This is a genomic window from Marinomonas arctica (assembly GCF_003259225.1).
In the GTDB taxonomy this organism is placed as follows: Bacteria; Pseudomonadota; Gammaproteobacteria; order Pseudomonadales; family Marinomonadaceae; genus Marinomonas; species Marinomonas arctica.
Window position 1 is genome coordinate 1 of sequence record NZ_QHJF01000014.1, and the last position, 25,271, is coordinate 25,271.

General features: G+C 44.8%; 24 protein-coding genes. 14 read left to right on the forward strand and 10 right to left on the reverse strand.

Features of this window, described 5'->3' with window-relative positions:
* Nucleotides 1-215: 215 nt before the first annotated feature.
* The 3 genes from DK187_RS09900 (at nucleotide 216) to DK187_RS09910 (ending at nucleotide 3,421) form a co-directional block, all read left to right on the forward strand.
* The gene (locus DK187_RS09900) at nucleotides 216-674 is read left to right on the forward strand and encodes a hypothetical protein (RefSeq protein WP_162623489.1); all 459 of its coding nucleotides are present in this window, start codon (nucleotides 216-218) and stop codon (nucleotides 672-674) included.
* A gap of 333 nt (nucleotides 675-1,007) precedes the next feature.
* Nucleotides 1,008-2,855, forward strand: coding sequence for a hypothetical protein (locus DK187_RS09905; protein WP_111607199.1), 1,848 nt, complete (start codon nucleotides 1,008-1,010; stop codon nucleotides 2,853-2,855).
* A 77-nt stretch (nucleotides 2,856-2,932) separates the two neighbouring features.
* Nucleotides 2,933-3,421: a hypothetical protein gene (locus DK187_RS09910; protein WP_111607200.1), complete on the forward strand. Its 489-nt coding sequence runs from the start codon at nucleotides 2,933-2,935 to the stop codon at nucleotides 3,419-3,421.
* 264 nt (nucleotides 3,422-3,685) lie between these two features.
* On the opposite strand, the gene vapC is transcribed toward DK187_RS09910, so the two are convergent.
* The 3 genes from vapC to DK187_RS09925 form a co-directional block, all read right to left on the reverse strand.
* Nucleotides 3,686-4,087, reverse strand: coding sequence for a type II toxin-antitoxin system VapC family toxin (gene vapC, locus DK187_RS09915; RefSeq protein ID WP_111607201.1), 402 nt, complete (start codon nucleotides 4,085-4,087; stop codon nucleotides 3,686-3,688).
* Complete coding sequence (locus tag DK187_RS09920) at nucleotides 4,084-4,317, reverse strand: type II toxin-antitoxin system VapB family antitoxin (protein WP_336275285.1); 234 nt, start codon at nucleotides 4,315-4,317, stop codon at nucleotides 4,084-4,086. The genes vapC and DK187_RS09920 overlap by 4 nt, the downstream gene beginning before the upstream one ends.
* A 157-nt stretch (nucleotides 4,318-4,474) precedes the next feature.
* Complete coding sequence (locus tag DK187_RS09925; RefSeq protein ID WP_111607203.1) at nucleotides 4,475-4,717, reverse strand: DUF1127 domain-containing protein; 243 nt, start codon at nucleotides 4,715-4,717, stop codon at nucleotides 4,475-4,477.
* 130 nt (nucleotides 4,718-4,847) lie between these two features.
* Between DK187_RS09925 and DK187_RS09930 the strand changes: the two genes are divergently transcribed.
* Entirely contained in the window at nucleotides 4,848-5,801 is a 954-nt protein-coding gene (locus DK187_RS09930) for a LysR substrate-binding domain-containing protein (protein WP_111607204.1), read from the forward strand.
* A gap of 104 nt (nucleotides 5,802-5,905) precedes the next feature.
* On the opposite strand, the gene DK187_RS21230 is transcribed toward DK187_RS09930, so the two are convergent.
* From DK187_RS21230 to DK187_RS09945, 3 genes are all read right to left on the reverse strand, one after another.
* Nucleotides 5,906-6,445 (reverse strand): cyclophilin-like fold protein, encoded by a 540-nt coding sequence (locus DK187_RS21230; protein ID WP_204355612.1) that lies wholly within the window; start codon nucleotides 6,443-6,445, stop codon nucleotides 5,906-5,908.
* Between the two features lie 36 nt (nucleotides 6,446-6,481).
* Complete coding sequence (locus DK187_RS09940) at nucleotides 6,482-7,687, reverse strand: MFS transporter (protein ID WP_111607205.1); 1,206 nt, start codon at nucleotides 7,685-7,687, stop codon at nucleotides 6,482-6,484.
* A 95-nt stretch (nucleotides 7,688-7,782) separates the two neighbouring features.
* Nucleotides 7,783-8,889: an alpha/beta hydrolase gene (locus DK187_RS09945; protein WP_111607206.1), complete on the reverse strand. Its 1,107-nt coding sequence runs from the start codon at nucleotides 8,887-8,889 to the stop codon at nucleotides 7,783-7,785.
* A gap of 276 nt (nucleotides 8,890-9,165) precedes the next feature.
* On the opposite strand from DK187_RS09945, the gene DK187_RS09950 reads away from it, so the two are divergent.
* The 8 genes from DK187_RS09950 (at nucleotide 9,166) to pssA (ending at nucleotide 17,132) form a co-directional block, all read left to right on the forward strand.
* On the forward strand, nucleotides 9,166-10,071 hold the full coding sequence (locus DK187_RS09950; protein WP_111607207.1) for an AraC family transcriptional regulator: 906 nt from the start codon (nucleotides 9,166-9,168) through the stop codon (nucleotides 10,069-10,071).
* A gap of 349 nt (nucleotides 10,072-10,420) precedes the next feature.
* The gene (locus tag DK187_RS21490; protein WP_261599290.1) at nucleotides 10,421-10,549 is read left to right on the forward strand and encodes a hypothetical protein; all 129 of its coding nucleotides are present in this window, start codon (nucleotides 10,421-10,423) and stop codon (nucleotides 10,547-10,549) included.
* A 317-nt stretch (nucleotides 10,550-10,866) separates the two neighbouring features.
* The gene (locus DK187_RS09955; protein ID WP_111607208.1) at nucleotides 10,867-12,192 is read left to right on the forward strand and encodes an ABC transporter substrate-binding protein; all 1,326 of its coding nucleotides are present in this window, start codon (nucleotides 10,867-10,869) and stop codon (nucleotides 12,190-12,192) included.
* A complete protein-coding gene (locus tag DK187_RS09960; protein ID WP_111607209.1) occupies nucleotides 12,192-12,941 on the forward strand; it encodes an ABC transporter ATP-binding protein in 750 nt (249 codons plus the stop codon). The genes DK187_RS09955 and DK187_RS09960 overlap by 1 nt, the downstream gene beginning before the upstream one ends.
* Nucleotides 12,938-13,660 carry an ABC transporter ATP-binding protein gene (locus DK187_RS09965; protein ID WP_111607210.1) on the forward strand — a complete coding sequence of 241 codons (723 nt, stop codon included), beginning with the start codon at nucleotides 12,938-12,940 and terminating at the stop codon, nucleotides 13,658-13,660. Before DK187_RS09960 ends, DK187_RS09965 begins: the two co-directional genes overlap by 4 nt.
* Complete coding sequence (locus tag DK187_RS09970) at nucleotides 13,653-14,624, forward strand: branched-chain amino acid ABC transporter permease (RefSeq protein ID WP_111607211.1); 972 nt, start codon at nucleotides 13,653-13,655, stop codon at nucleotides 14,622-14,624. Before DK187_RS09965 ends, DK187_RS09970 begins: the two co-directional genes overlap by 8 nt.
* A gap of 6 nt (nucleotides 14,625-14,630) precedes the next feature.
* Nucleotides 14,631-15,650, forward strand: coding sequence for a branched-chain amino acid ABC transporter permease (locus DK187_RS09975; protein ID WP_111607212.1), 1,020 nt, complete (start codon nucleotides 14,631-14,633; stop codon nucleotides 15,648-15,650).
* Nucleotides 15,651-15,794: 144 nt separating this feature from the next.
* Nucleotides 15,795-17,132: a CDP-diacylglycerol--serine O-phosphatidyltransferase gene (gene pssA / locus DK187_RS09980; protein ID WP_111607213.1), complete on the forward strand. Its 1,338-nt coding sequence runs from the start codon at nucleotides 15,795-15,797 to the stop codon at nucleotides 17,130-17,132.
* 89 nt (nucleotides 17,133-17,221) lie between these two features.
* Here pssA and DK187_RS09985 read toward each other — a convergent pair whose 3' ends face one another.
* Nucleotides 17,222-18,499 (reverse strand): aromatic ring-hydroxylating oxygenase subunit alpha, encoded by a 1,278-nt coding sequence (locus DK187_RS09985; RefSeq protein ID WP_111607214.1) that lies wholly within the window; start codon nucleotides 18,497-18,499, stop codon nucleotides 17,222-17,224.
* Between the two features lie 279 nt (nucleotides 18,500-18,778).
* Here DK187_RS09985 and DK187_RS09990 point away from each other — a divergent pair, with 279 nt between their 5' ends.
* On the forward strand, nucleotides 18,779-19,903 hold the full coding sequence (locus DK187_RS09990) for an FAD-binding oxidoreductase (protein WP_269808145.1): 1,125 nt from the start codon (nucleotides 18,779-18,781) through the stop codon (nucleotides 19,901-19,903).
* A 267-nt stretch (nucleotides 19,904-20,170) separates the two neighbouring features.
* Entirely contained in the window at nucleotides 20,171-21,277 is a 1,107-nt protein-coding gene (gene gbdR / locus DK187_RS09995; protein WP_111607215.1) for a choline metabolism transcriptional regulator GbdR, read from the forward strand.
* Between the two features lie 12 nt (nucleotides 21,278-21,289).
* On the opposite strand, the gene DK187_RS10000 is transcribed toward gbdR, so the two are convergent.
* The 3 genes from DK187_RS10000 to DK187_RS10010 are packed head-to-tail and all read right to left on the reverse strand — an operon-like array spanning nucleotide 21,290 to nucleotide 25,237.
* On the reverse strand, nucleotides 21,290-21,700 hold the full coding sequence (locus tag DK187_RS10000) for a phospholipase effector Tle1 domain-containing protein (RefSeq protein ID WP_111607216.1): 411 nt from the start codon (nucleotides 21,698-21,700) through the stop codon (nucleotides 21,290-21,292).
* Between the two features lie 20 nt (nucleotides 21,701-21,720).
* A complete protein-coding gene (locus tag DK187_RS10005; protein WP_111607217.1) occupies nucleotides 21,721-22,305 on the reverse strand; it encodes a hypothetical protein in 585 nt (194 codons plus the stop codon).
* Nucleotides 22,298-25,237 carry a phospholipase effector Tle1 domain-containing protein gene (locus DK187_RS10010; RefSeq protein ID WP_111607218.1) on the reverse strand — a complete coding sequence of 980 codons (2,940 nt, stop codon included), beginning with the start codon at nucleotides 25,235-25,237 and terminating at the stop codon, nucleotides 22,298-22,300. The genes DK187_RS10005 and DK187_RS10010 overlap by 8 nt, the downstream gene beginning before the upstream one ends.
* Nucleotides 25,238-25,271: the final 34 nt, after the last annotated feature.

Consider the following 25,271-nt stretch of genomic DNA (forward strand, 5'->3'; position numbering starts at 1 on the left):
CTAAAAATAAATGTGGGGATCCTTAAGGCTTTAGCCCGACAACGTCATTATTCCCCCCCTTATGTCTTCCAAGGGGGCGATGGGATTTTCCCAAAGGGTCGAACCCCTTTCCTCTAACCTAGTATCTGAAACAACAAGCTTTCCTGTAAAAGGGTTGTTTTTGTATGATGAGGTTATATTTTAGTGTGGGTGTCCTACTGTGTGCAAGGGCTCATTTGTTAGAGAACCAGGCTAAGGCGGAACACTTCGAGTATCACAATATTCGCATTGCGCGAGCATGTGCCATAGCAGAAGGGCCTCCATCCGATGAACAACTTGTATACGCGTACGAAACGTTGGCCAATGCAGATTCTGTAATTCATAAATCAAGCCAAGCTGGCGAGATTACGGATGCGCTTGAGTTTTTGATGACTGTTGCCGGAACAACAGGACTCATCGCATCAGGGAAAGAACAGGCTAGATGGTACTTAGATGAGCGACGTTACAGGGCTGAAAAACGACGGTCGCGGATGGACTGGTTGCTGACTGCGGTGTTTGGAATAGTGGGGGCGGCCGGGCTGGCCGACCTAGTATTTAAGCCGATGCTGCAAACAATGTATCCTGGCTGGGTTGATTGGTTTACTGGACTGGCTGCATTCACGACTGCCTCATTTATGTATATTAGGGTCAGATGAAAAATAGCAAGCGTTAGCACTTGGTGATATCTGTGTATAAAGCGGATCAGGTCATAAGGCCTGACGGAATTGCTTGCCTCGCGGATCAAACCGCGCTACAAAAGAATAAATAAAGAACCAACATAGCGGCGATCAAAGATGATCTGAAGAGGTTCCGCCCACACGGATGTTGGTATTGAACGAGTTATATAATAGGGAAGTCCTACCATGAAAAAAGCCAATCCCCTATATAGACAACGCAGCCGTTCAACAGTGGGTTATAACCGCAGCTACGCTGCTGTATAACTATTAATTGTTAAGTGGCTCAATTAGCATCGAGTTTATGAGGAAGTAATGCTCAATTATAAGGGTTCATGTAAAAGGATTGATCTAATTTTCCGGGCAAAATACCCGTATTATGTTACAGAGCTATACAAAATTAGTGACTTGGAATATCAAATTTTTTTAAATGAAGAGGTTGATGACTTTCACGCCTTAGAAAAAGAGTATGATACTTCTATAAGGTTCATTACATCACCAGTCCAGTTAGTAAATAAGAGACCTAGCAGTTTTGTTGAAAAGGTTGATCCAATTGATGATTCTATTCTTGGTGCAAATTACGAAGGATTGCCTTTTACCCGATTTCAATTAATAAATCACATTGAATGCCTACATCCAAATGTATTGGTATCAAAAATCGACACAGATCATGAGAAAAGAGTAATACACTATAGCGTTAATGATGAAATGTATAGCGGTTCCATTGATGAGCTAAGAGAAAATCTAATGGAAGCGAGTTATCCATATGATTATAAGTTGTCATTTAGCCAAGAAAAAAAAGAACCTGCTAAACCTATGAACATTTTTGAAGTCGTTGCGTCATCGACTCTCAAGAATTTTGATCCTGGATATCTAGAAAGAGATGAAAGGTTGTGGTTTGACAATGTCAGTAATATATATTCAGGAGGATTTTCAAAAAAAGATCTTTTTTTCTTTGATGAAAAAACAAGTAAGTGTCTGCTAGATTTTAGTGTATTTAGCAATGTCAATTTGAGAAATCACCTGCTGCTATATGATGAAGTTTTTTGCATACTGCCTTTAACAGAAAAAATGAATGATTTTCTGATGAAACAGAAACTGACAAAGGATGATCTTCTATATTTAATTGAGAAAGGACGATTGAAAATTGTAAACACTCAACCTGAATTCAGGTTGGATCATGCTTTTCTAAAAGAATGCTACCAGACTAAAAGTGATAGCGTCATTTCAAGAAGAGCTTTAGCTGCTTTGAGTGCCATAGACATAGTAGAAACTCAAAAGAACTACATTTTCAACGACATTGACTTTATCAGAGGTATTGACTCCATATTGTCTAAATTAAGTGTTGAATGTGGTCAAAAGCCTGATTTCTTGAAAAGAATACTAACATGGCCAACAAGCGCATTGAGAAGTAGCTTTGATGCATTAAATTCAACAGCAACAAAATCGATTCCATCTTTTGGTGTTAATCAAACCATTACAAGTCACATGACAGAGGAAGCAAAGAAAAGATGCGAATTAGAATTTTTGACAAGTTCTGAAGCTATACATATTTCTCATTCTCTTGACGCAACTTATTATCCTTTTTTTGAAGAGAGTAGTGGTTTCTCAGATCAAAAAATTGCCATTCTGATGGCAAATAGCCTCAATTTCTACAAACTATCAAATATACAGTATTTGGTTGAAGAGCAAGGTTTGTTCAACCCTGAACTTACGAGGAATATTACAGTTGAGTTGCTGTCTGTTTTTGATGTAAATGACTACATCCCTATTTCAGAATATCTTGATGAAATTGAAAACCCACTGTCTAGGAAATGCCTCAATAGGCTGTTTACTGAGTTATCAAATTTGCCGGTAGAAGAAAGAGACGGAAGAATAAGAGCATATAATGAGCAAGTAGAAAAAGCATTAAGAGGTAAGGCTGTTGCACGGAGCGTTGTAGATTTAAGTGTGGATGGAGCTGGACTCTTTATTCCTTTTATAAGCACTGGAATAAAGGCTGCTGGATGGCTAGGAGCAAAGGCTCAAAGAAAATATCCTCTTTTTCAAGAAATCACTAACTATATTAGTGATAAAGCACATTCTTCTAATGTGTTACAAAAAGAAGTGTCAGTTCTTACGCAGATTAATCGAGTAGCAAGACTGAAAAGGACAATTGAGTAACCGCCACTTAACAAGTCCATCCATGCGACCGCCTACGGCGGCGCATGATGCGGCGTTAGAAATATTAGGGAGTGCTAGTGCAAGATTTCATTTTAAAATCTTTTGCGGGTCAGTGGTTTGAATGGGAACGCATAAATCAATGCTTCTGGCCAGGAGCAGGAGGGCGCTCAGAGAAGGTAGATCCTGAGCTTGGACCTGTACGGCTTTGCTCTGGAATCTATGTCATTGCTTGGGGCGATTCTTTGGGGGAGCCAACCCCTACTGATGGTAACGTTCAATATATAGGGATGACGGATAACTTCAAAAATCGAATGTCTCAGTTCGCGTCATCTGCCGGAATTCATTACGACGGAAGGTATGATGGGCATTCCGCAGCTTGGCGTTGGCCTGAGGCGAAGATCGAAAAGATGAAGGTTGCGTTCTTTCCTCTGTATCAAGATTTGGCGCCGCATCTAAAATCTGGTTTTTTGTACTGGCAGGAGGCTCTTGCGATAGATGCTTATTTTAAAGAACATGGAAAGGTGCCTCCGTTAAATGCCGGCGGTGGAGAAATCACGCTCGACTAAAAATTGCTAACAATCGGCTGCACTGCGACCGATTTTCCGCCGCTTCTCAGCTCCAAATCAGCCGAAAATGCGGGCGTTAGAAGTCAACCCTGTTTAAAGAAACCGCAACCCTGCAACAAGGGCACCCGCACCATGCGCTCTTGTTCATTCCTCAAAAATCACTTCCAAACCAGTTTCGCGCTTCTTGATCCTTATGCCGAGGTCTTTCCGTTGTGTTTCGTTTAAACGGCTGTGTCGATTTCTCACGCGCCAGTTATCGAGGTGCTATGTTTTTTCTGTCACGGAGCGCAGTTTTAAATATTGAGTGAAAGGAATAAAGTCTTTATCCGCGTACAAGAGTGGGAGTCGATTTTCAATGCAGAAGGTGGCAATGATGACGTCTGCCGTTTTTCTTATTGTAATTCCTTGTTTTCTTAGCTTGCGGTAATTGTCCGCCGCTTTGACAGCTAGGTCAGGAGTAAGCATATTAAACTGATGCAGCGCTGTCAGGTGCTTCTTCGCTATCTTATAATCTTTGTCTGCTCTAAAGCCTTGTAGTATTTCTAGTAGTATAAGGTCACCTATGGCGACTTCTTCATCGCCCAAAGCGCTATCTAGGGCTAGTGTTTCTGGTGTGTCAAGACCTTTGAAGTAGTCTATCCAAACACTAGTATCGACTATAATCATTTAGTGGATCTCATTTCATCTAAATCACCGTCCCAGTTAAGTTTGCCTTTTAGACTGCGAATACTGGTTTGTTTTTGTAGCTTTATGAGCGCTTTTAAACCTTCTTCAACCGCTTCTTTTTTAGTCTGCAGACCTGTGGCTTGTAGTGCGTCAGCCATAAGCTTATCGTCTATAACAATGTTTGTTCTCATGTTGCACCTATGTGTATATATTGTTGGTGTTGTACACATTATGGCCTATCTATTTAAACCTAACAAGGCAGAGCTTACAAACTGTCGCTGTGCTTAACGTTACGTAGCCAAAACCATCAACCACTACGGAGAGGGTAAAAACGAAAAAGGGCACTCCCCAAAGCGCCCTTGCTTATCCTGCACTCAACCAAAGAACTCACTTCCACAGTGCTTTATTCACTTCGTGATCCACGTCCGCAGCGGTGAGGCCGATGTCTTTCAGTTGCGCTTCGTTTAGTTGGCTGAGTCGGTTTCGAGTGCGCCAGTTATGCGCGATTTTTTTGAAGATCGCTTTCCATGGCTTTTCTTTCAGATTATCTAATGTGGCTTTGCAGCATTGGCTTACGTTTAGCTGGCTGTTTTCTAGATTGTTTAATGCTTCTGAGGTACCGTTTTTCATGGTGCTATCCTTTTCTCTATTAATGAGTTTGTTTGTTTTATGTGCAAATAATCGTCTAATCATTGCACTGCGACAAACGAGAAAAAGTGTTTTATAGTTAAGAAATTCTTACTTATAAAAGGTGTGTTTCATGTCTTCTCATCGAGCTTTACCGCCGCTGAAATCTTTGCAGGCGTTTCGTTATGCGGCGCAGACGTTGAGTTTTAAGAAGGCGGCGGAGTCTTTGTTTGTGACGCAGGCGGCGGTGAGTCAGCAGATTAAGACCTTGGAGCAGACGCTGAGTGTTGAGTTGTTTGAGCGACATACTCGCCAAGTGGTGCTGACGTCGGAAGGGCAGTACTTGTTTGACTACGTTGAGAAGGCATTTGGTTTGTTGGAAGAAGGCGTGAAAGGCATTATGGAAGATCCGACGCCGAATACCTTGGTAATCAGTTCGGTGCCGTCGTTTTCGAGCCGTTGGTTGGTGTCGCGTTTGGGGCGCTTTCAGGCGCAGGAGCCGGAGATAAATCTGCGTTTAAGTCCGAGTATTGATTTATCGACCTTTGCGGACAGTGATTTGGATTTGTGCATTCGTTTAGGTCGTGGTCAGTATGCTGGGCTGACATCGCAATTGTTGTTCAAAGAGTATTTGGTGTTGGTGTGTCATCCGTCGATGATTCATGTGGATCAGCCAATCAAAGAGCAGTTGCTCAATATTCCTATTATTACCGATACTGGGCCGGATGTCCGACATGTGTGGCCTGTGTTGCAGCGTTTCTTAGACCTTTATGATATGCCGATGAAGTCGCATTTGCATGTGGCGGATTCGACGTCGTTGGTGGAAGCCTTGCTGTCTTGCCAAGGCTTGGCGATGATGCGTTATGGTTTGGTGTATGAGCTGATTGAGAAAGGGCAGTTGATTTGCCCGTTGCCTATTTACATGAAGTCTCAGTATGACTTTTATCTTGTTGCGCCCGCGCCGCATTTTAAGTACCAAAAAGTCATGACGTTTAAACGCTGGATTGAACAGGAAGTGAAGGCGATTGATTCGTCTTGGGCGACGTATTTAAAAATGCATCCCGAGATGGAGGAAGTTAGAGTGTAGATTTTTAGGCATTTTACTAAGCCACCATTTTATCAAGCCACCTATCTCTAGAACCCCGTCATATCAAGGAATTAACGGAATAGTTTTCGGCCGCCCATTTCGAGTTAGTCTTTTGAGAATGTTATTACCGCGTTGCCATGCCCCAATGCTCGTGGTAAGTCGGTGGCATTTTCTATACGTCCAATGCGAGTGTAGGAATAGGAGGTATCAAAGGTTTTATAGAAGACGACTAGAGTGCGTGAACCCCATAATACAATGTCTCCATTTTCGATGGTTTTCGGTTGATATTTATGTGTTGGCAGGTTTTTGGGTAAATCGGTGTGTTTTTCGTTACGGTTTAGATCTTCCATGTTTAGGGTTAATGGCAGCATTGAAGCGAATTCTTCTGCGGCTGCCGTAGCCGCTAACGTCGCGCTGAAACGACGTTCTCCAATGGTGATCCACATGCGTGATTTCTCCGATTTGATGGCTGTGGTTTGCGTTGTGCTCGATTCTGTTGTCGGTTGCGTTGCATAGGCATGATTCAGTGTCAGTAAAAACACGAATGATAGGGCAAATTGTTTTAGGTTCTGCAAGGGTAGATTGCTCACTATCCACGCGAAGCTGTGTAGATTCCCTTTGTCGATCTTTATTTTTTTATTCATAAGTGTGGTCTCTTAGTTAGTTATGCCGGAGGACTGTTATTGCGTTTGTATGCGATAAGCTTGAAGAGTCAAAACTGCACTGGTTAATAGTACGGCGGCACTGATAATAAAGGTGCTTTGGTAGCCGTTTGTGTCGAAGAATATGCCTCCGATTGTTGAGCCTAATGCAATGGATAATTGAACCACTGCCACCATCAGACCGCCACCGGCTTCGGCGTTATGTGGCATTGCTTTCGCTAACCAAGTCCACCAAGCGACAGGGGCTGCGGTTGCCACTAACCCCCACAATGCTAGTAGTAAAGCGACAGGCAAAACGTAGCTTCCTACTGAAATCAACGCCACAGCAATGATTGCCATGAAAATCGGGATGCCAACCAGTAGGCCATATAAAGTCCGTTTTAGTATGGCACTGATGATTAATGTTCCGATAAAGCCTGACAACCCAATGGCGAGTAATAGAAGAGACAATGTCGATACCGTGGTATGTGTGACGGTTTCAAGAAAAGGGCGCAGATAGGTAAATAGAGCAAATTGGCCCATAAAGAAAGTGCCGCACCCCGCCATTCCATAGGCAACAGAGCGGTTTGTGAGCGCCTTAAGAATATTGCGAGAACCTAAAGTCTTTGCTTTTACTCTCATGGAAGGTAATGCTAGCCATTGCCATATAAAGGTGGCGAGAGCGACGGGAAGGAGCGCAAAAAAAGCACCTCGCCAGCCGATTATATAGCCAAGATAGCTGCCTAAAGGAGCCGCAACGACGGTCGCTAGTGCATTGCCACCATTAAAAATAGCCAGAGCTTTTGGGACCTTGTTGGTGGGAACTAAGCGGATTGCCATCGCGGCTGACATCGACCAAAAACCACCTATTACGACACCGATAAGTGCACGGCCGATCATGTAGGTTGTGTAGTTTTGCGCTATGGCCACAATGACCCCTGACATTCCCATCATGACGGTTAAGGCAAGCATGAGTTTCTTGCGGTCCATGGAGCCAATGAGCATCGGCAGCAATAGGCTGGTGAGTACGGCGAAGGCACCTGAAATGGCAATGCCTTGACCTGCCATGCCTTCCGTCACTTTTAAGTCGTTGGCAATGGGCGTTAGCAGGCTAACGGGCATAAATTCAGACGCGATGAGCGTGAACACACACAGGGACATTGCGAATACGCCACTCCAATGTGCCGTATTATCCGCGTTGTCGGTTGACGCTTTATCGTCGGTATCGTATGTGGTGGTCGTCATGATTTTTTGTTACGCCTCGATTTTGCAAATAAAGCACCACGCGAGCTCAAAGAGCACGCATGGCGTAGATGTGACTTCAATAATGTCAGTACAGATTAAGCTAGGTGCTGCTTAAAGAAGCTTGTAAGCTTGTCAAACGGAATGACATCCATTCGGTCATATAAATCAATATGGCTTGCCCCAGGAATCACCATCATTTCTTTTGGCTCAGCGGCATTTTCATAGGCTGTTTTTCCCATATAAAGCGAGTGTGCATTTTCGCCATGAATGAACAAAACCGGGCGAGGTGAAATCTCAGCGATATAGGTGAGTAACGGCATGTTCATAAAGGATAGTGGTGTTGTCTGCGACCAAGCGTTACCAGAGTTGACAGCGCGTGGGTGATAACCACGAGGTGTCATGTAGTAGTCATGGTAGTCGACCATAAATTGTGGTTCACCACCTTTTAAGACGTTGTAAGGTGGCTGATAAGCTGGCGCTTCTTTACCGGCATCTTGCCAACGTTGCTGGTTGAGCTGTTGTAGGCCTTGTGTACGTTGCTCTAACGTGACGCTATCGTTGTAGCCTTTTGACATGACACGAGTCATATCATACATGGTGCTTGCGACGACCGCTTTGACGCGTTTATCGACAGCAACCGCGTTCAACGCCATACCGCCCCAGCCGCAAATACCAATCATTCCGATACGCTCACGATCTACATTAGATTGCAGGCCAATACAGTCTACTGCCGCACTAAAATCTTCCGTGTTGATATCTGGAGACGCGATGTTACGAGGTGTACCGCCGCTTTCTCCTGTATAAGATGGATCAAACGCCAGCGTCACGAAGCCACGCTCTGCCATGGTTTGTGCATACAGGCCAGAAGATTGCTCTTTCACCGCACCAAAAGGGCCACCAACGACAATGGCGGGTAACTTGCCAGATGTATTTTTAGGCTGATAAAGATCAGCCGCAAGGGTAATGTCATAGCGGTTTTTGAACGTTATTTTTTTGTGGTCAACCTTGTCACTTTTAGCAAATTTTTTGTCCCATTCGTTGCTTAATTTTATAGATGATTGTGCGAAAGCATTGCCACTGGTAAGCGAGGCAACGCCTAGCGCAACCATCCCTGCCCCCGTTAATTTCATTAAATTACGACGACCTTCGTCAGGCACATCTTGTTGGGTAGTGATATTGGTTGTTTTGGTCGGTTTATCCATGGTCGTTCTCCAGAGAAGTTAACATTAGGTAAAAAACAGTTGAGCTATGATTCATAAAGAGGGATTTAACATCGTCTTTCTGAAAGCATTTGTTGGAATCCAGTTTTACAGCTCTGGTGATTTTTGGTTAGCAGGATTCTGCTCGATTCTTGCCTAATACTCCTGAAGGGGAGAATTTCGCGTGACCTATGTTATGGCTCAACCTATGATTGAATGAGTATATATCGGGCGTCTTACGTGACGACTCAATCCTCGGTCACCATGAAAAGTAAGCATATGAATAGAGATATTGGCAGTATTCAAAGAGATTTGGCTAACACTATTGACGAAAAAACAGTTGGGCAGGAGGACTGTGCTACATTAATTGAAAACCTATCACTTTTTCGTCGAGAATCGATCACAGAGCCTTGTTCCTGCACGACAGAAGTAAGTGTTCTTTTTGTTGTTCAAGGCACGAAACAGTTGTTGGTCGCCGAGCAAAACTTCATTTACGATACTCAGCATTTTTTGTTGAACTCGCTTGAGTTGCCAGCCCGATCGCAAGTCCTTGAAGCCAGTTCAGATACACCTTGCTTGGGGTTAATGCTAAAGCTTGATACGCAACTCATGGCAGATATTATTGCTCAAAATGGCATGCCTCCACCTTATGAACATACTATTAGCGGTAGTTCAGCCATAGGTACTGTGACGCCATCTTTATTAGAGCCTTTTACTCGCTTATTGGCGTTACTTGATGAACCAACGGCCATTAAAACGTTATCACCACTCCTTATTAGAGAGATACATTTTCGCCTTTTGACGAGTGATTTAGCTGGTCGGCTTTGGCAAATTGCTTCGACTGGCAGCCAGGCTCATAAAATTTCAAGAGCCATTGGTTGGCTTAGAGCACATTATTCCGAGTCTTTTCATATTGAAGAGCTGGCTTCTTATGTGCAGATGAGTAGCACCACTTTGTATCATCACTTTCGTGAGCATACCGCGATGAGTCCTTTGCAATATCAGAAATGGCTACGCCTAAATGAAGCGCAACGTTTGATGCTTAATGATAACCTTGATGCGTCAAGTGCCGCATATCAAGTTGGTTATGAAAGTCCATCTCATTTCAGCCGTGAATACGCCCGTCTCTTTGGTCAATCCCCCAAGCGACACATTGAGGAGCTTAGAAAAGGAAGAGCCACCTGATCGCCCAACTTCTGTTGGTGAACCTCTATCGCCGCCTCGAAGGGCGTCATGAGCACAGTGTAATGTGCCGCGAAAGCGACGCTTTGTTTTTATATATTGAGTAGAAATAAGGCCTTCATGGAAAAGAGCTTTGACCCCGACCTCAGCACTTGATGTGCGACTCCCTGAACCGTTCCCGATATTGAAAACAGTGCTCTAAGCAACCTGCTAGCGCTAGAAAGAACAGCGGAAATAGCCTTAGTGAAAGGCTTATTTGAAAAAAGCGAAGGCTCTGCTGGTGCTCGAAATCTCTCAAATATGACGGCTAACAGAGAAACGCCATTAAGTCGCTATAGCTGTCAGGCGTGTGATGAAAAAGTTAGGTCTAGTGAGCTGTCAAATACCGAATCGCATCTACAAGCAAGCGGGGAATGACAATCTTGATCTACCGAACTATTTAGATCATCAGTTCAAGGTTGATGTGCCTAACAATGTGTGATGTGGCGATGTGACTTACATATGGGGTAGGGAAACGTTGTGCCTATCTTGCCATGGTGATCTTGTTGCTGTTTTGCTTTATGAAATAAACAAGTCATTACGGCTTTCTCTTTTCATTTTTATCAAATAATCAATTGGTTATATGTTTTGTCATTACTCAATTAAGGTTTTTTAATAGATAGAAAGACTTATAAATCAGCGTCATAGTTCTTATTTTTTACATATTTCGATGTTTTTCCTTTCTGCGGCACAGTCATTGCTATGACGTATTGACCATATTTGTTGGCTCACACAATAAAAATAAAAGGAAACAATTGTATGTCAAATAATAAGTTGATTAATCAATCTATCTCGCGTCGTCATTTTATTAAAGGTGCAAGCACCATTGCTGGGGGGAGTATTGTTTCTCTTGGTTTGATGGGCGTTCAGTCCGTTTTTGCCAATCCAGATAATATTATTCGTATTGGTTATGTTGTGCCTCGGTCCGGTCCGCTTGGTGTGTTTGGGCAGGGAGATGAGTTTTTGCTGACGCAGGTTAATAAGCAGTTTGCCAATGGCTTAAATATTGATGGTAAGCAGTATGCGGTTGAGATTTTGGTTGGGGATACGCAGTCGAGTTCGATCCGCGCCAGTCAGGTGGCGAAAGATCTGATTAACGGCAATAACGTGGATTTGATGTTGACGTCCTCTACGCCCGAGACAGTGAATCCCATAGCCGATGCCTGTGAGGCGGCTGGTGTGCCTTGTTTGTCGACCACGGCACCGTGGGAAAGCTTCTATTTTGGTCGAGGTGCGAAACCGGGTGAGCCTTCTCCATTTAAGTGGACGTATCATTTCTGTTTCGGTGTGGCCGATTTTGCCAAGTTGTATATCGATCAATGGAGCAAGGTCGAAACCAATAAGCGTGTCGGTGTGTTGTTGCCTAATGATGCCGACGGCAATGCCATTCGCGGTTTGCTGTTGCCTAGCTTGGAAAAAGCCGGTTTTACGGTTATTGACGCGGGGCCTTATGAAAATGGCACCAGTGATTTCTCTCAACAAATAAATTTGTTTAAAAAAGAGCAATGCGAGATTTTTAATACCTTTCCTTTCCCTCCTGATTTTCCTGTTTTCTGGCGTCAAGCTGCACAGAAAGGTTATGCACAACAGGTGAAAATTGCTCAGTTAGCCAAAGCGGGTTTGTTTCCTGCAGAGCTCGAATCGTTAGGGCGCTTGGGTTATGGCCTTCATGCTGGCGCTTATTGGCACAAAGATTTTCCATTCTTTTCTAAATCCACAGGGATGTCTTGTCCTGAAATTGCTGCGGGTTTTGAAAGCGCCTCTGGTAAGCAGTGGAATCAGCAAGTGGGCGCGAATGCGGCCTTGTTTGATGCGGCGTTAGAGTCGCTTATCTCATCGAAAACGCCGAAAGACAAAGTAGCATTGGCGATGGCGATTTCCCAATTAAATACGGAAACGGCCGTCGGTATGGTGGACTTTACGTCTGGCCCAGTACCGAACTGTGCGACGACGGGTTTGGTCGGCGTGCAGTGGGTGAAGTCTAAGTCGGGGCCATGGGAATTTGATCTTCCTATTGTGTCGAATGCGGATCATCCGTTTGTACAGCTTACTGGCAAGATGACTCCTTACAAAATTGGGGGTTAATGATGACGATTCTTTCGACGCCGGTGATAACCGGAAGCGGGATTGATAAGCACTACGGTGCTTTTCAAGTCCTGCATGGAGTGGATTTTTCTGCCAACAAAGGCGAAGCCGTCGGTATTGTCGGACCCAATGGCGCGGGTAAAACTACGTTGTTTGGTGTGCTGGCTGGGGCAACGGCACCTTCTGCTGGTTCGGTGATTTATCAAGGTGAAGACATTACAACTACTAATGCCGCTCAGCGTTGCCATGCTGGAATTGCTCGAACGCACCAGGTGCCGAGGCCATTTTTAGGCATGACAGTATTTGAGAACTTGCTGACGGCTGCACAAAATGGTGCCGGCCTGTCTGGTGACGACGCCGAAAAATACGCAGTGCATGCATTGCAGCAAGCGGATATTGCACATTTGGCAAATCGCCCCACGTCTGCGCTGGGATTATTAGATCGTAAACGTTTGGAGTTGGCTCGTGCTTTGGCAACAGCGCCTAAGGTGTTGTTGCTGGATGAAATTGGTGGTGGTTTGACGGAAGGCGAGTTGCATCAATTGATCGCATTGATCAGCGAGTTAAAAGCAGACGGTCTGACGATTATTTGGATCGAACATATTTTGCACGCTCTGCTGAAAGTCATTGACCGTTTGGTGTGCATGAGTGAGGGCCGAGTGATTGCTGAGGGCGCGCCCAGTGACGTGATGAATAATCCAGACGTGATGAAAGCCTACCTTGGTTCGGAATTGGAGAAGGTGTTATGAGTGCTTTGGTTGTCGGTCAGTTAGTGGCGAAACATGGCTTGTTGACAGCGGTGAGAGGTGTGTCTTTTTCTGTTAAGCAAGGCGAGGTCTTATCTGTTGTTGGGGCGAATGGTGCCGGTAAAACCACCTTGTTCCGTACTTTAAGCGGGGTTCATTCTATTGATTCGGGGGGGATTTTTCTCCATGACGAGGATATATCTCAATTACCAGCTCATCAACGAGTACGTAAAGGTTTGGCGATGGTGCCAGAAGGTCGTCGTTTGTTTGTTGATATGACGGTGCGAGAAAACTTACAGATTGCTGGCGAACATGGACGATCTGGTTCATGGGTATTAGACAAAGTTGTTGCCGCTTTGCCTGCTTTGGAGCCGATTCTTAATAAAGTCTCGGGTGGTTTGTCTGGTGGTCAGCGCCAAGCAGTGGCAATTGGTCGAGCGCTCATGTGTAACCCGTCGGTGTTGCTGTTGGATGAAGTGTCGCTTGGTTTATCTCCGATTGCGGTGGAAGGCTTGTATCAGTCGTTGGAGCAGCTGAAAAAAAGCAAGGAAACCACCATGATTATCGTTGAGCAAGATCTGAATAGAGCGATTCGCTTTTCAGATCATTTGCTGTGTTTATTAGAAGGTAAGGTGGCGTTATCTGGGCGGTCGGATGAGCTTTCGCATGTGGACATTACTAAGGCGTATTTTGGCTTGGAAGCGGAGGTGCTGAATGCTTGATTCTCTGATTCAAGGCCTTTTGTTAGGCGGTTATTACGCCATGTTGGCGGCTGGATTGTCGTTGATGTTTGGCGTAGCGAAGTTTATTAATTTGGCTCACGGTGACTTGGCGATTCTTGGCGCCTATTTGGTGTTATTTGGAGTGGATTGGTTAGGGCTTTCTCCTTGGCTGGCGGTACTCTTGTCTTTACCTGTGATGGCGTTAGTTGGTTGGCTCTTGCAGAAGTTTCTTTTTACACGGACACAAGCCGCCGGTTTTTTATTGCCGCTTCTGGTAACTTTTGGTTTAGGTGCGGTATTACAGAATGGTTTGTTCGGTGTGTTTGGTTCCGACACACGCTCTTTGGCAAATTACATTGGCGATTTATCTTGGGATAGTTGGCAAATCACCAATGAGTTAAGCGTTGGAAAGCTACCTGTGATGACCTTTGCTATGGCGATTGTTGTTTTATCTGGTCTGCAGTTAATGCTGAGCTTTACACGACTTGGACGCTCTATTAGAGCAACGGCAAGCGATCCTGAAGCGGCAGAACTGAATGGTATAAACTCCCATGCAGTGCATCGTGCTGTGGCTGTTATTGCGATGGTGTTAACTGGACTTGCTGGCTCGCTATTAGCTATGCGTGCTCAGGTCACGCCATACGATGGCCCGATGCAGTTAATTTTTGCATTTGAGGCGGTGGTTATCGGGGGTATTGGCTCGCTGTGGGGAACCTTGGTTGGCGGTATTGTCTTGGGTATTTCTCAAAGTTTGGGTGCCACGCTGATTTCCTCTCAATGGTTTCAACTGACGGGACATTTGGTGTTTCTTGCCGTTTTGAGTGTGCGTTTCTATGGAACGATTGTTCACCAACGAGGCGGCTGGTGGATCTTGATTAAACAATTAGCAGGGCCGATGACTCGTTGGTCATCACAAGCTTCTATTAAAGCAAAAGCCACCAAAACAAGAATAAAAAATAGGTGATCAAATATGAAACAATTTGTACAAGTGAATTCTGCTGCCTTTACGACTGAACGTTGGTATCAGGTAGGGCGACCTGCTTTGTTAATGGGTGCGCTTTTGTTAGTGGTGTTAGCAACAGTGCCATTTTGGAGCAGTGGTTTGGTGGTCGATAAGCTGACGACCTTGTTTGTTTATATCTTATTAGCTGTGATGTGGAATCTATTGGCGGGGTATGCAGGATTGGTGTCCGTTGGTCAGCAGGCGTTCTTTGGTTTGGGGGCTTATTTTGCGCTGCGTTTGGTGGAGATGGGTATGTCTCCTTATCCGGCTTTTTTTGTCGGTGCATTGGGCTGTGCTGTTATCGCGCTTTTTATCTCGGTGTTTGCGCTGAGATTTAAAGACGGTGAGTTTGCGATTGCCATGTGGGTGACGGCGGAAGTGATTCGTATCTTGGTGATGTTTGATCCCATTGTGCAGGGTGAAACAGGCACGTCTTTGTTGGTAATGAATCAATATGAACCAGAATTTCGCCGCAATAGTAATTTCTGGTTTGGCTTGGTTGCCATGGCTGGCATGTTGGGGCTGGTTTTGTGGTTAATCAATAGTCGTATTGGTGCCGCAGCGCAAGCTATTCGTGATGATGAAGAAGCTGCTAATTCGGTGGGTATTCGTGTGATGCGAGTGAAACAGATCATCTTTGTGGTGGCGGCGTTTGGTTGTGCTTTAGCGGGTGCTATTTGGCTTGCCAGTTCTGTGACCTTTCAACCAAGAACCTATTTTGGTGTGCAATGGACAGTTTTTATGTTGTTTATGGTGCTAGTCGGTGGGTTGAGAACTTTTGAAGGTCCGATTATTGGTGCGATTGCGTTCTTTTTGCTACAAGAGTTTTTAGGCGATTATGGTGTGTGGTACTTGTCTGGATTGGGTGTGGTGGCGATTCTTTTTGCTTTGTATGTGCCAAATGGGATCTGGGGAGAGTTACAACAGCGTCGCGGTTTACATCTTTTGCCAACGGGGGTGAGACTAAAACTAATGAAAAAAGATTGATTCTTTTATTTTTCATTAGTTTATCTGGTGTTTGAGTTGTTAAGGTGCTCTATATTTATTTTCTATCATTCTTTTTTAGGATAACAGCAGTGAATTTGTTACAGTCTGTCGTTAGTTAAAAAAATAAGGTAGCACCTCTGTATTATGCCCATTAGACATTTATTCGGTTCAACGCCTACATTTGCGATTGAACCTGACCAATTCCATGTTCTGCAATCTGCCCTTAGTTTTCGAGAATATTTGTTAGAAGCGATTCGTAACGCCACAACGAGAATTTATCTGGTGGCGCTGTATCTTGAAGATGATGAAGCGGGCAGGGAGGTATTGACAGCGGCTTATGAAGCCAAGCAGCGTAACCCTAAGTTAGACATTGCTATCTGTGTGGATTGGCATCGTGCGCAGCGTGGTTTGATTGGCGCGGAAAAAGCCGCGGGTAACGCGGCTATGTATCAAGAGTTTGCAGAGAAGTACGAATACGATATTCCGGTGTATGGTGTGCCAGTTCGTAATCGTGAAGTGTTTGGCGTATTGCATTTAAAAGGTTTTGTTGTCGATGATACGGTGATTTACAGTGGCGCGAGTTTGAATAATGTGTATCTGCATTATCAAGATCGTTATCGATTTGACCGTTATCATGTGATTCAGCATGCGGCATTGGCAGACTGTATGGTGGGATTTATTCGCAATGAGATGATACGCCATCCCGCGGTGAATAATCTTGCAGAAGCCGGACTGCCTTCGACGAAAGAGCTAAAGTCTGTGATTCGACAGTTTAGAATCTCGTTGGGCCGCTCGTCTTATGGTGGTGAGAAACAGTTAGTTGGCGATCAGCAGGTGGCGGTGACGCCTCTGGTGGGAGTAGGGAAACGCTTTAATGCGCTGAACCAAAAAATTACAACACTGTTGGCGGAGGCGAAACAAGAAATCGTTCTTTGTACACCGTATTTTAATTTACCGAAAGTCGTGTTGAGGGAAGTGAAGCGGGCGATTAAACGTGGTGTGAAGGTGCATGTTGTGGTGGGTGATAAAACCGCCAACGATTTTTATATTGCGCCCGATCAGCCTTTTAAAGCCATTGGTGGTTTGCCGTATTTGTACGAGATGAATTTACGTAAGTTTGCCCGTGCAAATGAAAGCCATATTGCCTCGGGTGAGTTGTCGATCCATTTATGGAAGCATGACAACCATAGTTATCATTTAAAGGGTCTTTGGGTTGATCGTCGGACTATGTTGTTAACTGGTAATAATGTTAACCCAAGAGCTTGGGCATTGGATTTGGAAAATGGTTTGTTGGTGGACGATCCGCAGCAGCATTTGTTGGCTAAGTTTACGGCGGAGTTTGATAATATTCATCAGCATACTCAACGGATTACGTCCTATAGTGAGTTGGAAACCATTCATGATTACCCTGATAAGATTCAAAGGCTGTTGAAGAAAGTCATTCGGACTCGGGCGGATCGATTGCTTAAGCGGATTTTGTAGACAAGATATTTCAGTGTTGTTATGTCATAAAAAAGCGAATCAAACGATTCGCTTTTTGCTTTTCTAGAGGGGCTAGAAAAAGATTTGGGCTATTTGGCTTTTAGATTTTTCTGCACGGTTGATGAATACCAGTCTAAAAAGTTGATCACGCCAAATTCGTAGGTTTCGGAATAAGGTCCTGGTTGATAGCCAATGGAGTTGATGCCGAGCTGGTTGCGTTCGCCGAGGACTTTGTCTTGTTCGTTGGTGGCATCCCACACTTTGCGTAGTGTGTCTGTGTCGTAATCGATACCTTCTACGGCGTCTTTGTGAACGAACCACTTGCTGGTGACTATGCTTTCTTGGGCGGAAATAGGCAGCACACGGAAGACGATGAAATGGTCGGATTGCATGTGGTTCCATGAGTTGGGTAAGTGCAATATGCGCATGGAGCCCAGTTCGCGGTTTTTAATGCGACCCAGCGGTAATGAGCAAGCGGAAGATCCGTCGATGGTCATGACTTTGGTGCCTTTTTTCAGTGGCATGCGTACGATACGGTTACGCTGAACTTCACCAAAGCTTTTATGCTTGTGTGGAATGCCTTCCGCATCCCATTGTGCGGCTTGAGCGTGGTAATGGTCGAGGAAGTCTTGCGGTGCGCGCGGGTCTTCGGTGTCGTCCCATTCTAATAAGGTATTGAGCAGTTCAGGGTGACTGCCTGCACAGTGGTAGCATTCGCGGTTGTTTTCCAATACCAGTTTCCAGTTAGCGCGTTCGTACATGGTCGATTCGACGGCCAATTTGGTATTTTCTACGTCGTAAGGTTCCATGTATTCGTCGAGTGTTGCTAGGAAGTCGTCAAAACCATCATCTGGGGCGGTTTTGCCGAGACAGACAAAGATAAAACCTCCGCCCGTTTTGCAAAACGCTGATTTTAGGCCATGTTGTTTCATGTCGAAGTTCTTATTCATTTCTGTGCCAGCAAACAGCAGATTGCCTTTTAGGTCGTATGTCCACTGGTGGTAGGGGCAAACCAAATTGGCGACTTTACCGCGGTGCTCTGTGCAAATAACCGAACCACGGTGACGACAGGTGTTATGAAAAGCATTCACCTTGCCTTCGGCGTCGCGCACAATCAAGACGGGGTTTTGCCCAATCTCCACCGTAAAGTAATCGCCTTTTTTGGGGATTTCACTGGTCATGCCGACAAAGAGCCATTCTTTTTGAAAGACTTCTTCCATGTCGATTCGAAACATGTGTGGGTCGTTATAAAGTGGCGCGTCTAAGGAGTAATTGCTCGCGCGTTTTTCTAGTAAATGTGTCATGGCAGTTTTTGCTTCTTCTAGGGAAGCATGGCGTACATTCAGCAGGTCGTGTTGTTGATTCATCTTTCTGGGCCTTACATGACAAAAAGAGTGATGGACTGTTTAACAGTGTCGTTTGTTGTAAGGCTATATTGGCGTAATCGAGTACGAAAGAAATGACTATTCACGACACGAGAAGATACCTAAATCGACTGGCAATCTCTTATGCCTTCTGGCATTGACTGCCATGAGCAACTAATTGTCGCAGAGAGTTAACTTGTACGGCTCAACAGGATCCAAAATGGCTCGAAAAGGTGCAGCTCAATTATTTTAGGTACGCTACATTCATTAAGAGATTTCCATATGACTAACTCTACAAAAACGGTGAACGCCGATTATTTGGCACCAGTACATACCCAGACTTGGGTCAATGGACGACATAATGTTCGTTGTGTGAAAGTGATTCATGAAACATGGGATGTGAAAACCTTTTGTTTTATGGCACAGCAGCCCGTTATGTTCTTTTTTAAGCCTGGGCAATTTGTCACGTTAGAGTTGGACATCGAAGGCAAGCAGGTGATGCGTTCTTATACCATTTCGAGCGCGCCATCTGTGCCTTATAGCTTTTCGATTACGGTTAAACGGGTGCCAGGCGGTGAAGTATCGAATTGGCTGCATGACAATATGACGGTGGGCTCTGAGTTGGCCGTTCATGGACCTGTTGGGCAGTTTAACTGTATCGATTTTCCGGCTGAGAAAGTATTACTGCTTTCTGGTGGCGTGGGTATTACGCCGGTTATGTCTATGGCGCGTTGGTGGTTTGATACCAATGCTGATGTCGATATTACCTTTATTCACAGCGCACGTTCACCTCGGGATGTGATTTATTCTCGTGAGTTGGACCACATGGCGGCTCGATTGGATAATTTTGGTTTGTATTTGATTGTTGAGCGCATGGAAAATGGTTTGCCGTGGCAAGGTTACCGAGGCTATTTGGACGCAGCGAAGCTGGATATGATTTCCCCCGATTTTATGGAGCGAGAGATTTATTGTTGTGGGCCTGCGCCTTATATGAAAGCAGTGCGTGCGCTGCTTCAAGAACGTGGTTTTGATATGTCGCATTACCATGAAGAATCTTTCGGTGCGACGCCAGCCGAGGTGGTGGAAGACGCTATCGAGCAGGCCGAAGTCGCGCAGGCAGAAGCCGAAGCGATGAATCAGGCGGATTTATTGCGTGTTGAGTTTTCAGGAAGTGGTAAAAGTATTCAAGTAATCGCGGGGGAAACTTTGCATAACGCTGCGGCAAGGCTGGATCTTATGATACCCAAAGCGTGTGGTATGGGGATTTGTGGAACCTGCAAGGTATTGGTCAAAGAGGGCGAGACCCAAATGGATCACAATGGTGGGATTACTGATGATGATGTGGAGGCCGGTTACGTGTTGTCTTGTTGTACTGTGCCTAAGTCGAATGTAGTCATCGAATACTGATTTTTATTAAATAAGCGTTCAATAAAAGCGCAATGCTGGTCTATATTAGTGCATGGTGCTATGTTTGGTTGGTTGGTCTGAATAGCAAAAGTGAGTGATTGGTTTTTCGTTAGACCGTCACTCTCTGCATAAACCTTGTGATACTTTGATTTTGTATCTCCTTAAAAATAATAAAAGCGCTTCTTGCCGTTATTTAGGAATGCTATCTAGAAAGTGGTCTGGATTTTGCCTAAGAGAGAAAGGAAGCACACATATGAGGACATTGATATGGCAAATAACTCGACCCTGGCTTTTAGCGAAAGGGGCACAACAAGAGTAGGATTTTTACTGCTTGATCATTTTACGATGATTGCGCTTGCTTCTTCGATTGAGCCTTTACGCATGGCCAATCAGTTGTCAGCGGAAGAGTTGTACAGTTGGAGTTTAATTTCTGAAAATGGTCAATCCGTGACGGCCAGTGACGGTCTGAGTTTGACGCCTGATCTGTCCATGGAGGACAGTGCTGAGTTTGATTTGATTATTGTGGCGGGTGGTATTGATATTACTCGCACTTTTACCGCTAAACAGGTGTCTTGGTTGGTAAAGCAATCTCGTAAAGGTGTTCGATTAGGCGGGATTTGTACTGGTGCCTATGTTCTTGCCTATGCCGGCTTGCTCAATGGTTATCAATGTAGCGTGCATTGGGAGTGTTTGACTGCCCTGCAAGAAACGTTTCCTAAAGTGAACTGCAATAATAAGTTGTTCTCCATCGATAAAGATCGTCTGACCTCTTCTGGTGGCAGTGCGCCGATGGACATGTTTTTAAACATGATGACCAAGCAGCATGGCCCTAAATTATCGAATGCCATTTCCGATATGTTTATTTGTGATCGCATTCGCAGTGAATCCGATCAACAGCGCATGCCAATGCGTCAATTTAATAGCGTAGGCATGTGCACACCTAAGTTGGTGGATGTGATTGAGTTGATGGAAAACAACTTAGAAGAACCCATTGAACTAGACGAATTAGCTACTTTTGTGGATGTGTCCCGCCGTCAAATTGAGCGAATGTTTCACCGTCATTTGGATTGCTCGCCCTCCCGTTACTACTTGCGTTTAAGGCTCGAAAGAGCGCGTAAACTGCTGAAGCAATCCAATATGTCGATTGTGGAAATTTCCATGGCCTGTGGTTTTATTTCGACGCCACATTTTAGTCGTTGCTATCGTAAACACATTGGTGTATCCCCTCGCGATGAGCGAAAAATTGCTTGGAAAGGTGAAGTGGCGGAGTCGCTACTTGAAGAAAAAGGGGCGGCTATCATGTACATTGCCCATGCACATGATGCGTTAAATCACTCACACAGTGAGCCCAGTTATGGCTCGGTTGCGGTGTAGGTTAGTGCTTAACTAAGTCCACGTGTCTTTCTCGGCAGGCATATTCCTATTTCTGATACTGATAAAACAGAGTCTTATAAGCTCTCGATTATAGGTATTGTTTGTGGGGATGCCATAACGCTCTGGCAGGTCGGTTTTCTTGTATTGGGCAATAAAATGATAGCTGCTATCAACGTCAGTATGAGCGCTGGGGAAGACCTCTTCATAAAAATTAGGCGATAATTTTTCTTTGGTTTTTAACGAGCTTAGTGGAAAGTTGATTCTGTATTCATGGTGAGCGCAAATCTGAAAGGCTCGGCCGACGTCTTTTGGGTTCAAGTGCTGTTTAAAAGGTCCATTGCGGTTATCACCGGGCAAGTAAAACGCCCCCACTGTGTCAAACAACCCAACAAAACGCACACTGGCAGAGCGTTGGTTGTACATGTGCTAGCTCGTAGAGCGCTCTAATTTTCATAGGGCGAATCTGGGAATGGGGTGGGTGACATCTCACCTTTTCCGTCGAAAAGTACGACAACATTGCGAACCGATCCTGGTGCTTTTTCAACCCAATGATTAGGATCTGAATTTTCCTTTGGTGTGCAGTCATCATAAGAAGGAGAACAGTAAAGCGTGTAAAAAATTCTAACTCTCTCTCTCTCTACCAACACTTGCATTGAGCCTGTTTTCCCTTTAAATACTTGATAGTAGTTCCTGAGTGTCCGAATCTTTTTCTCCGCCAAGTCGCTGTCGATGCCAGCTGAAATTTTATAATACGTTGTTTTATCATTCTCCTCATACTTAGCCCAAAACCCTTCAATGTGCTTGGGCACCCCCATACGACCAATATCGGCACTTTTTCCAGGGTAGCCATTCACTGCACCATAGCCAAAGCCAGCGCCACCACCTAATATATCGGCAACAGACATATCTCGAATGCCGTATTGCCCATCTAAACTGCCCGCATTGCCAATGTTAGCGACATAAAAAGGTTTTTCTTCACAAGCCGTCAATAAAAAAAGCGTTATTAACGTTAATAGCAGTTTATTCATTGTCGTACACTTCCCTATGTGGGGTTTTGAGTGGTGTATTGGGTTGGTAACGTTTAAATTCTTTCAGATTGGCGATGGCATCTACTAGTTCATCTTGTATCGCAGCGCAACCTGGGTTGATGACTTTATCGTGAGAACGGTGAATACATTTTTTAGGTAAATCTGCTTGCCACTGATCAGGCGTAATACTGCCTAATGGTGCTTCTTGTAATTTTTCCCATAACGCCGTCTGTTTGGTATTTTCCTCATAATCTTTCGGTAGTCGATATTCTTTGTCAAACCACTCAACCCCAAACCGCTCCGCCTGCTGTTTCATGCGCTCTTGAGCTAATCCGGCCAAACTGGCATCGATGGGTTGTAGGCGGTAAAAGTACAAAACTGCGTCTTCCTGCTCCACTTTGCCATGTTGTTCGTAGGTTGCTTTGCATTCTGCTTCCCACTCTGTTTGGTGGCGTTGCTGTTCTTGATAAAACAGCTTATCAAAGTCTACGAGCCTGCCTTTGTAGGCGTATTCCTCTTTCTGATCTTGATAAGACAGTGTCTTGATAAGCTCTCGATTATAGGTATTGTTCGTAGGAACTCCATAACGCTCTGGTAAATCGGTTTTCTTATATTGAGCAATAAAAGGGTAACCGCCGCCCACGTCGGTGTGGGCTCCGGGAAAGATTTCTTCATAAAAGTTAGGTGGTAACTTGCCTTTCGTTTTTAACGAAGACAGGGGGAAGTTGGTTCGGTATTCATGATGAGCACAAATTTGAAAGGCTCGGCCAACGTCTTTTGGGTTCAAATGCAGTTTAAAAGGTCTATTGCGGTTATCACCGGGCAAGTAAAACGAGCCCACTGTGTCAAGCAACCCAACAAAACGCACACTGCTAGAGCGTTGCTTATCTCGATAATAGCCATCATTGTTTTCATTATAGGTCGAGTAGTTGATCCCACCTAATAAATTAGGGTGATTGTGTCCTACGGCATTGAGGTGAGACCTTCCAACTGGCGCAGTACGTGGACTGAGGTAATCCGGTATACCTTCCTGAACGAGGATATTAATAAAATGTCGTGCTAAAGCGGCTCCACGACTAAAACCAAACACATCAAAGGCTATGTGAGTAATAGCTTGGTATTTACCACCATCCTCCAAATCAGAAATAATTCGCCTCAATTGAATTAGTAACGTCTGCCATTTCTGAAACGCTCCGTTGTCATCGTAGATGCCCATGGCGCTGGAAAGTTTACTTTCATCTTCACCGCGATCAATCACTTCTGGTGTTTGCCAAGCACCGTCTAAAGTGCCAACGCCGGAGACATAGATCGCATCCGATTCGCCTAGTTTTTGTGGGTAAGCCTCAAACAGTCTGGTGATATTAGAACGAGACTTGTCGCCATTGTCTTCTTTGTAGGCGTCATTTCTATTGTTTTGTCCTGTGCCATCAAAGAAAACGCCGATGCGTAAGATGCGTTCGGGTTTGACGTTGACCAGTGGTAACCCTTTTTTCACTTTGCGTTTTTCCAGTGTCAGAATGGGCGCGCTGTTGGTGACGGTGATGCTGGTTTCATCACTGACATAGTGGCTGTTGTGTGGGTTGTTGTATTGGCTGGGCGCTTCTGGTGGGCATTCAAAGCGATCAAAGATGACGGGCTTTTCCGTTTCACTAAGCTGAATAGTTAATGTATCGCCGATTTTGAGCGCCAGTGGATTATCGTGGTAACTGGGGTTTTGGTTCAGAAGTTCTTTTGCCGATAATCCGTATTGTTTGGCAATGTCTGCCCAGGTTTCCCGTTGTTGTGTGTTTGGGTCTTCTATGACGGTATGGGTCGTGGTGTCGGCTTTAATGTTTGCTTTTTCGTAGTTGTCTCTTTCCAGTAGCGGTGTATCGGTGACTTTTAATAAAGCGTCGATGTCTAAATGGACGCCATGTTGGTCTAGCCATTCTGGTGAGACTTGGTTTAATTCAGTATTGCTCAGAGACTCAGCACGATAGACTAGATATTGGTCTTTCACCACTTTGCCGGCGATTTTCCAATACACCAGCAATGACATACTGGCGTGATGGAAGGTGTAATCGGCCATGTTATCAGGCATGGGGCTAAAGGTTTCGTCCCCTTGCCATTGGTATTTTTGGACGAGGGTATTGCCTTTGAAATGGTAAAGGTAGCCTGTGGTGGCAAAACCTAAACGCTCACCAAATTGCACGGTGGGCATAATGGGGATAAAGGCATCATTCACCTTGCCAGACCCTAATGGCACCATGGTGACATTTTTTAGAGAAAGCCCCATGGTGTTTCGAGTGGCACGGAAGTTCAAGTTGTGCGGCTCATTGGAGTCGGTTTTTAGGGTGTATTTTGTGCCATGGGGGGTCGGGCTTGCGGTCCAATTGGCTTTCGCTATTTTATGCTTTGTGTCGAATAATTCGGTACTCAGATTCACGGGGAGGTTCGGTTTCTTGGCGGAAAAAGCGATTTCAATATTGTATTCGTAAGCAAGCGGCGCTTGATGTGGTCGGGAACTTCGATCAGGCACGACAGGTTCTGGTGTGTAATCTGGTTCTTTAGCGGGATGAAGATTGCCCCGGTTCTGATTGTCGAAGGCCGCTGAAGATGCACCTTGTCCCATCATATTAAGACGTTGTGTCAGGGCGGTTAACGCGGAGGGCTGAAAATCTGATTTGGCTTCGGGATTGATCTGCCATTCACTTTCCCCTAGCTTCTTGGTTGCCCCTAGTGTTTTGCTTGAACGAATGAGCAAGGGTGTTGCGGGGAAATCGGTAGAGAGAACGTATTCCCCATCGGTCACTTTTTCCAGTAACATCGCCGTGCTCATGCCTTTTGGTAATATGGAATGCAGGTCGCGTTCGTTTATTTGGCTCAAGCTTCCTTCAACGGAGGCGAACTCCATCTCCATTAAGCTCTCCAGCTTAATTAGACGATATGTCATGGACAAATCCTTGTCTTAGTTTGTTTTAAAATAA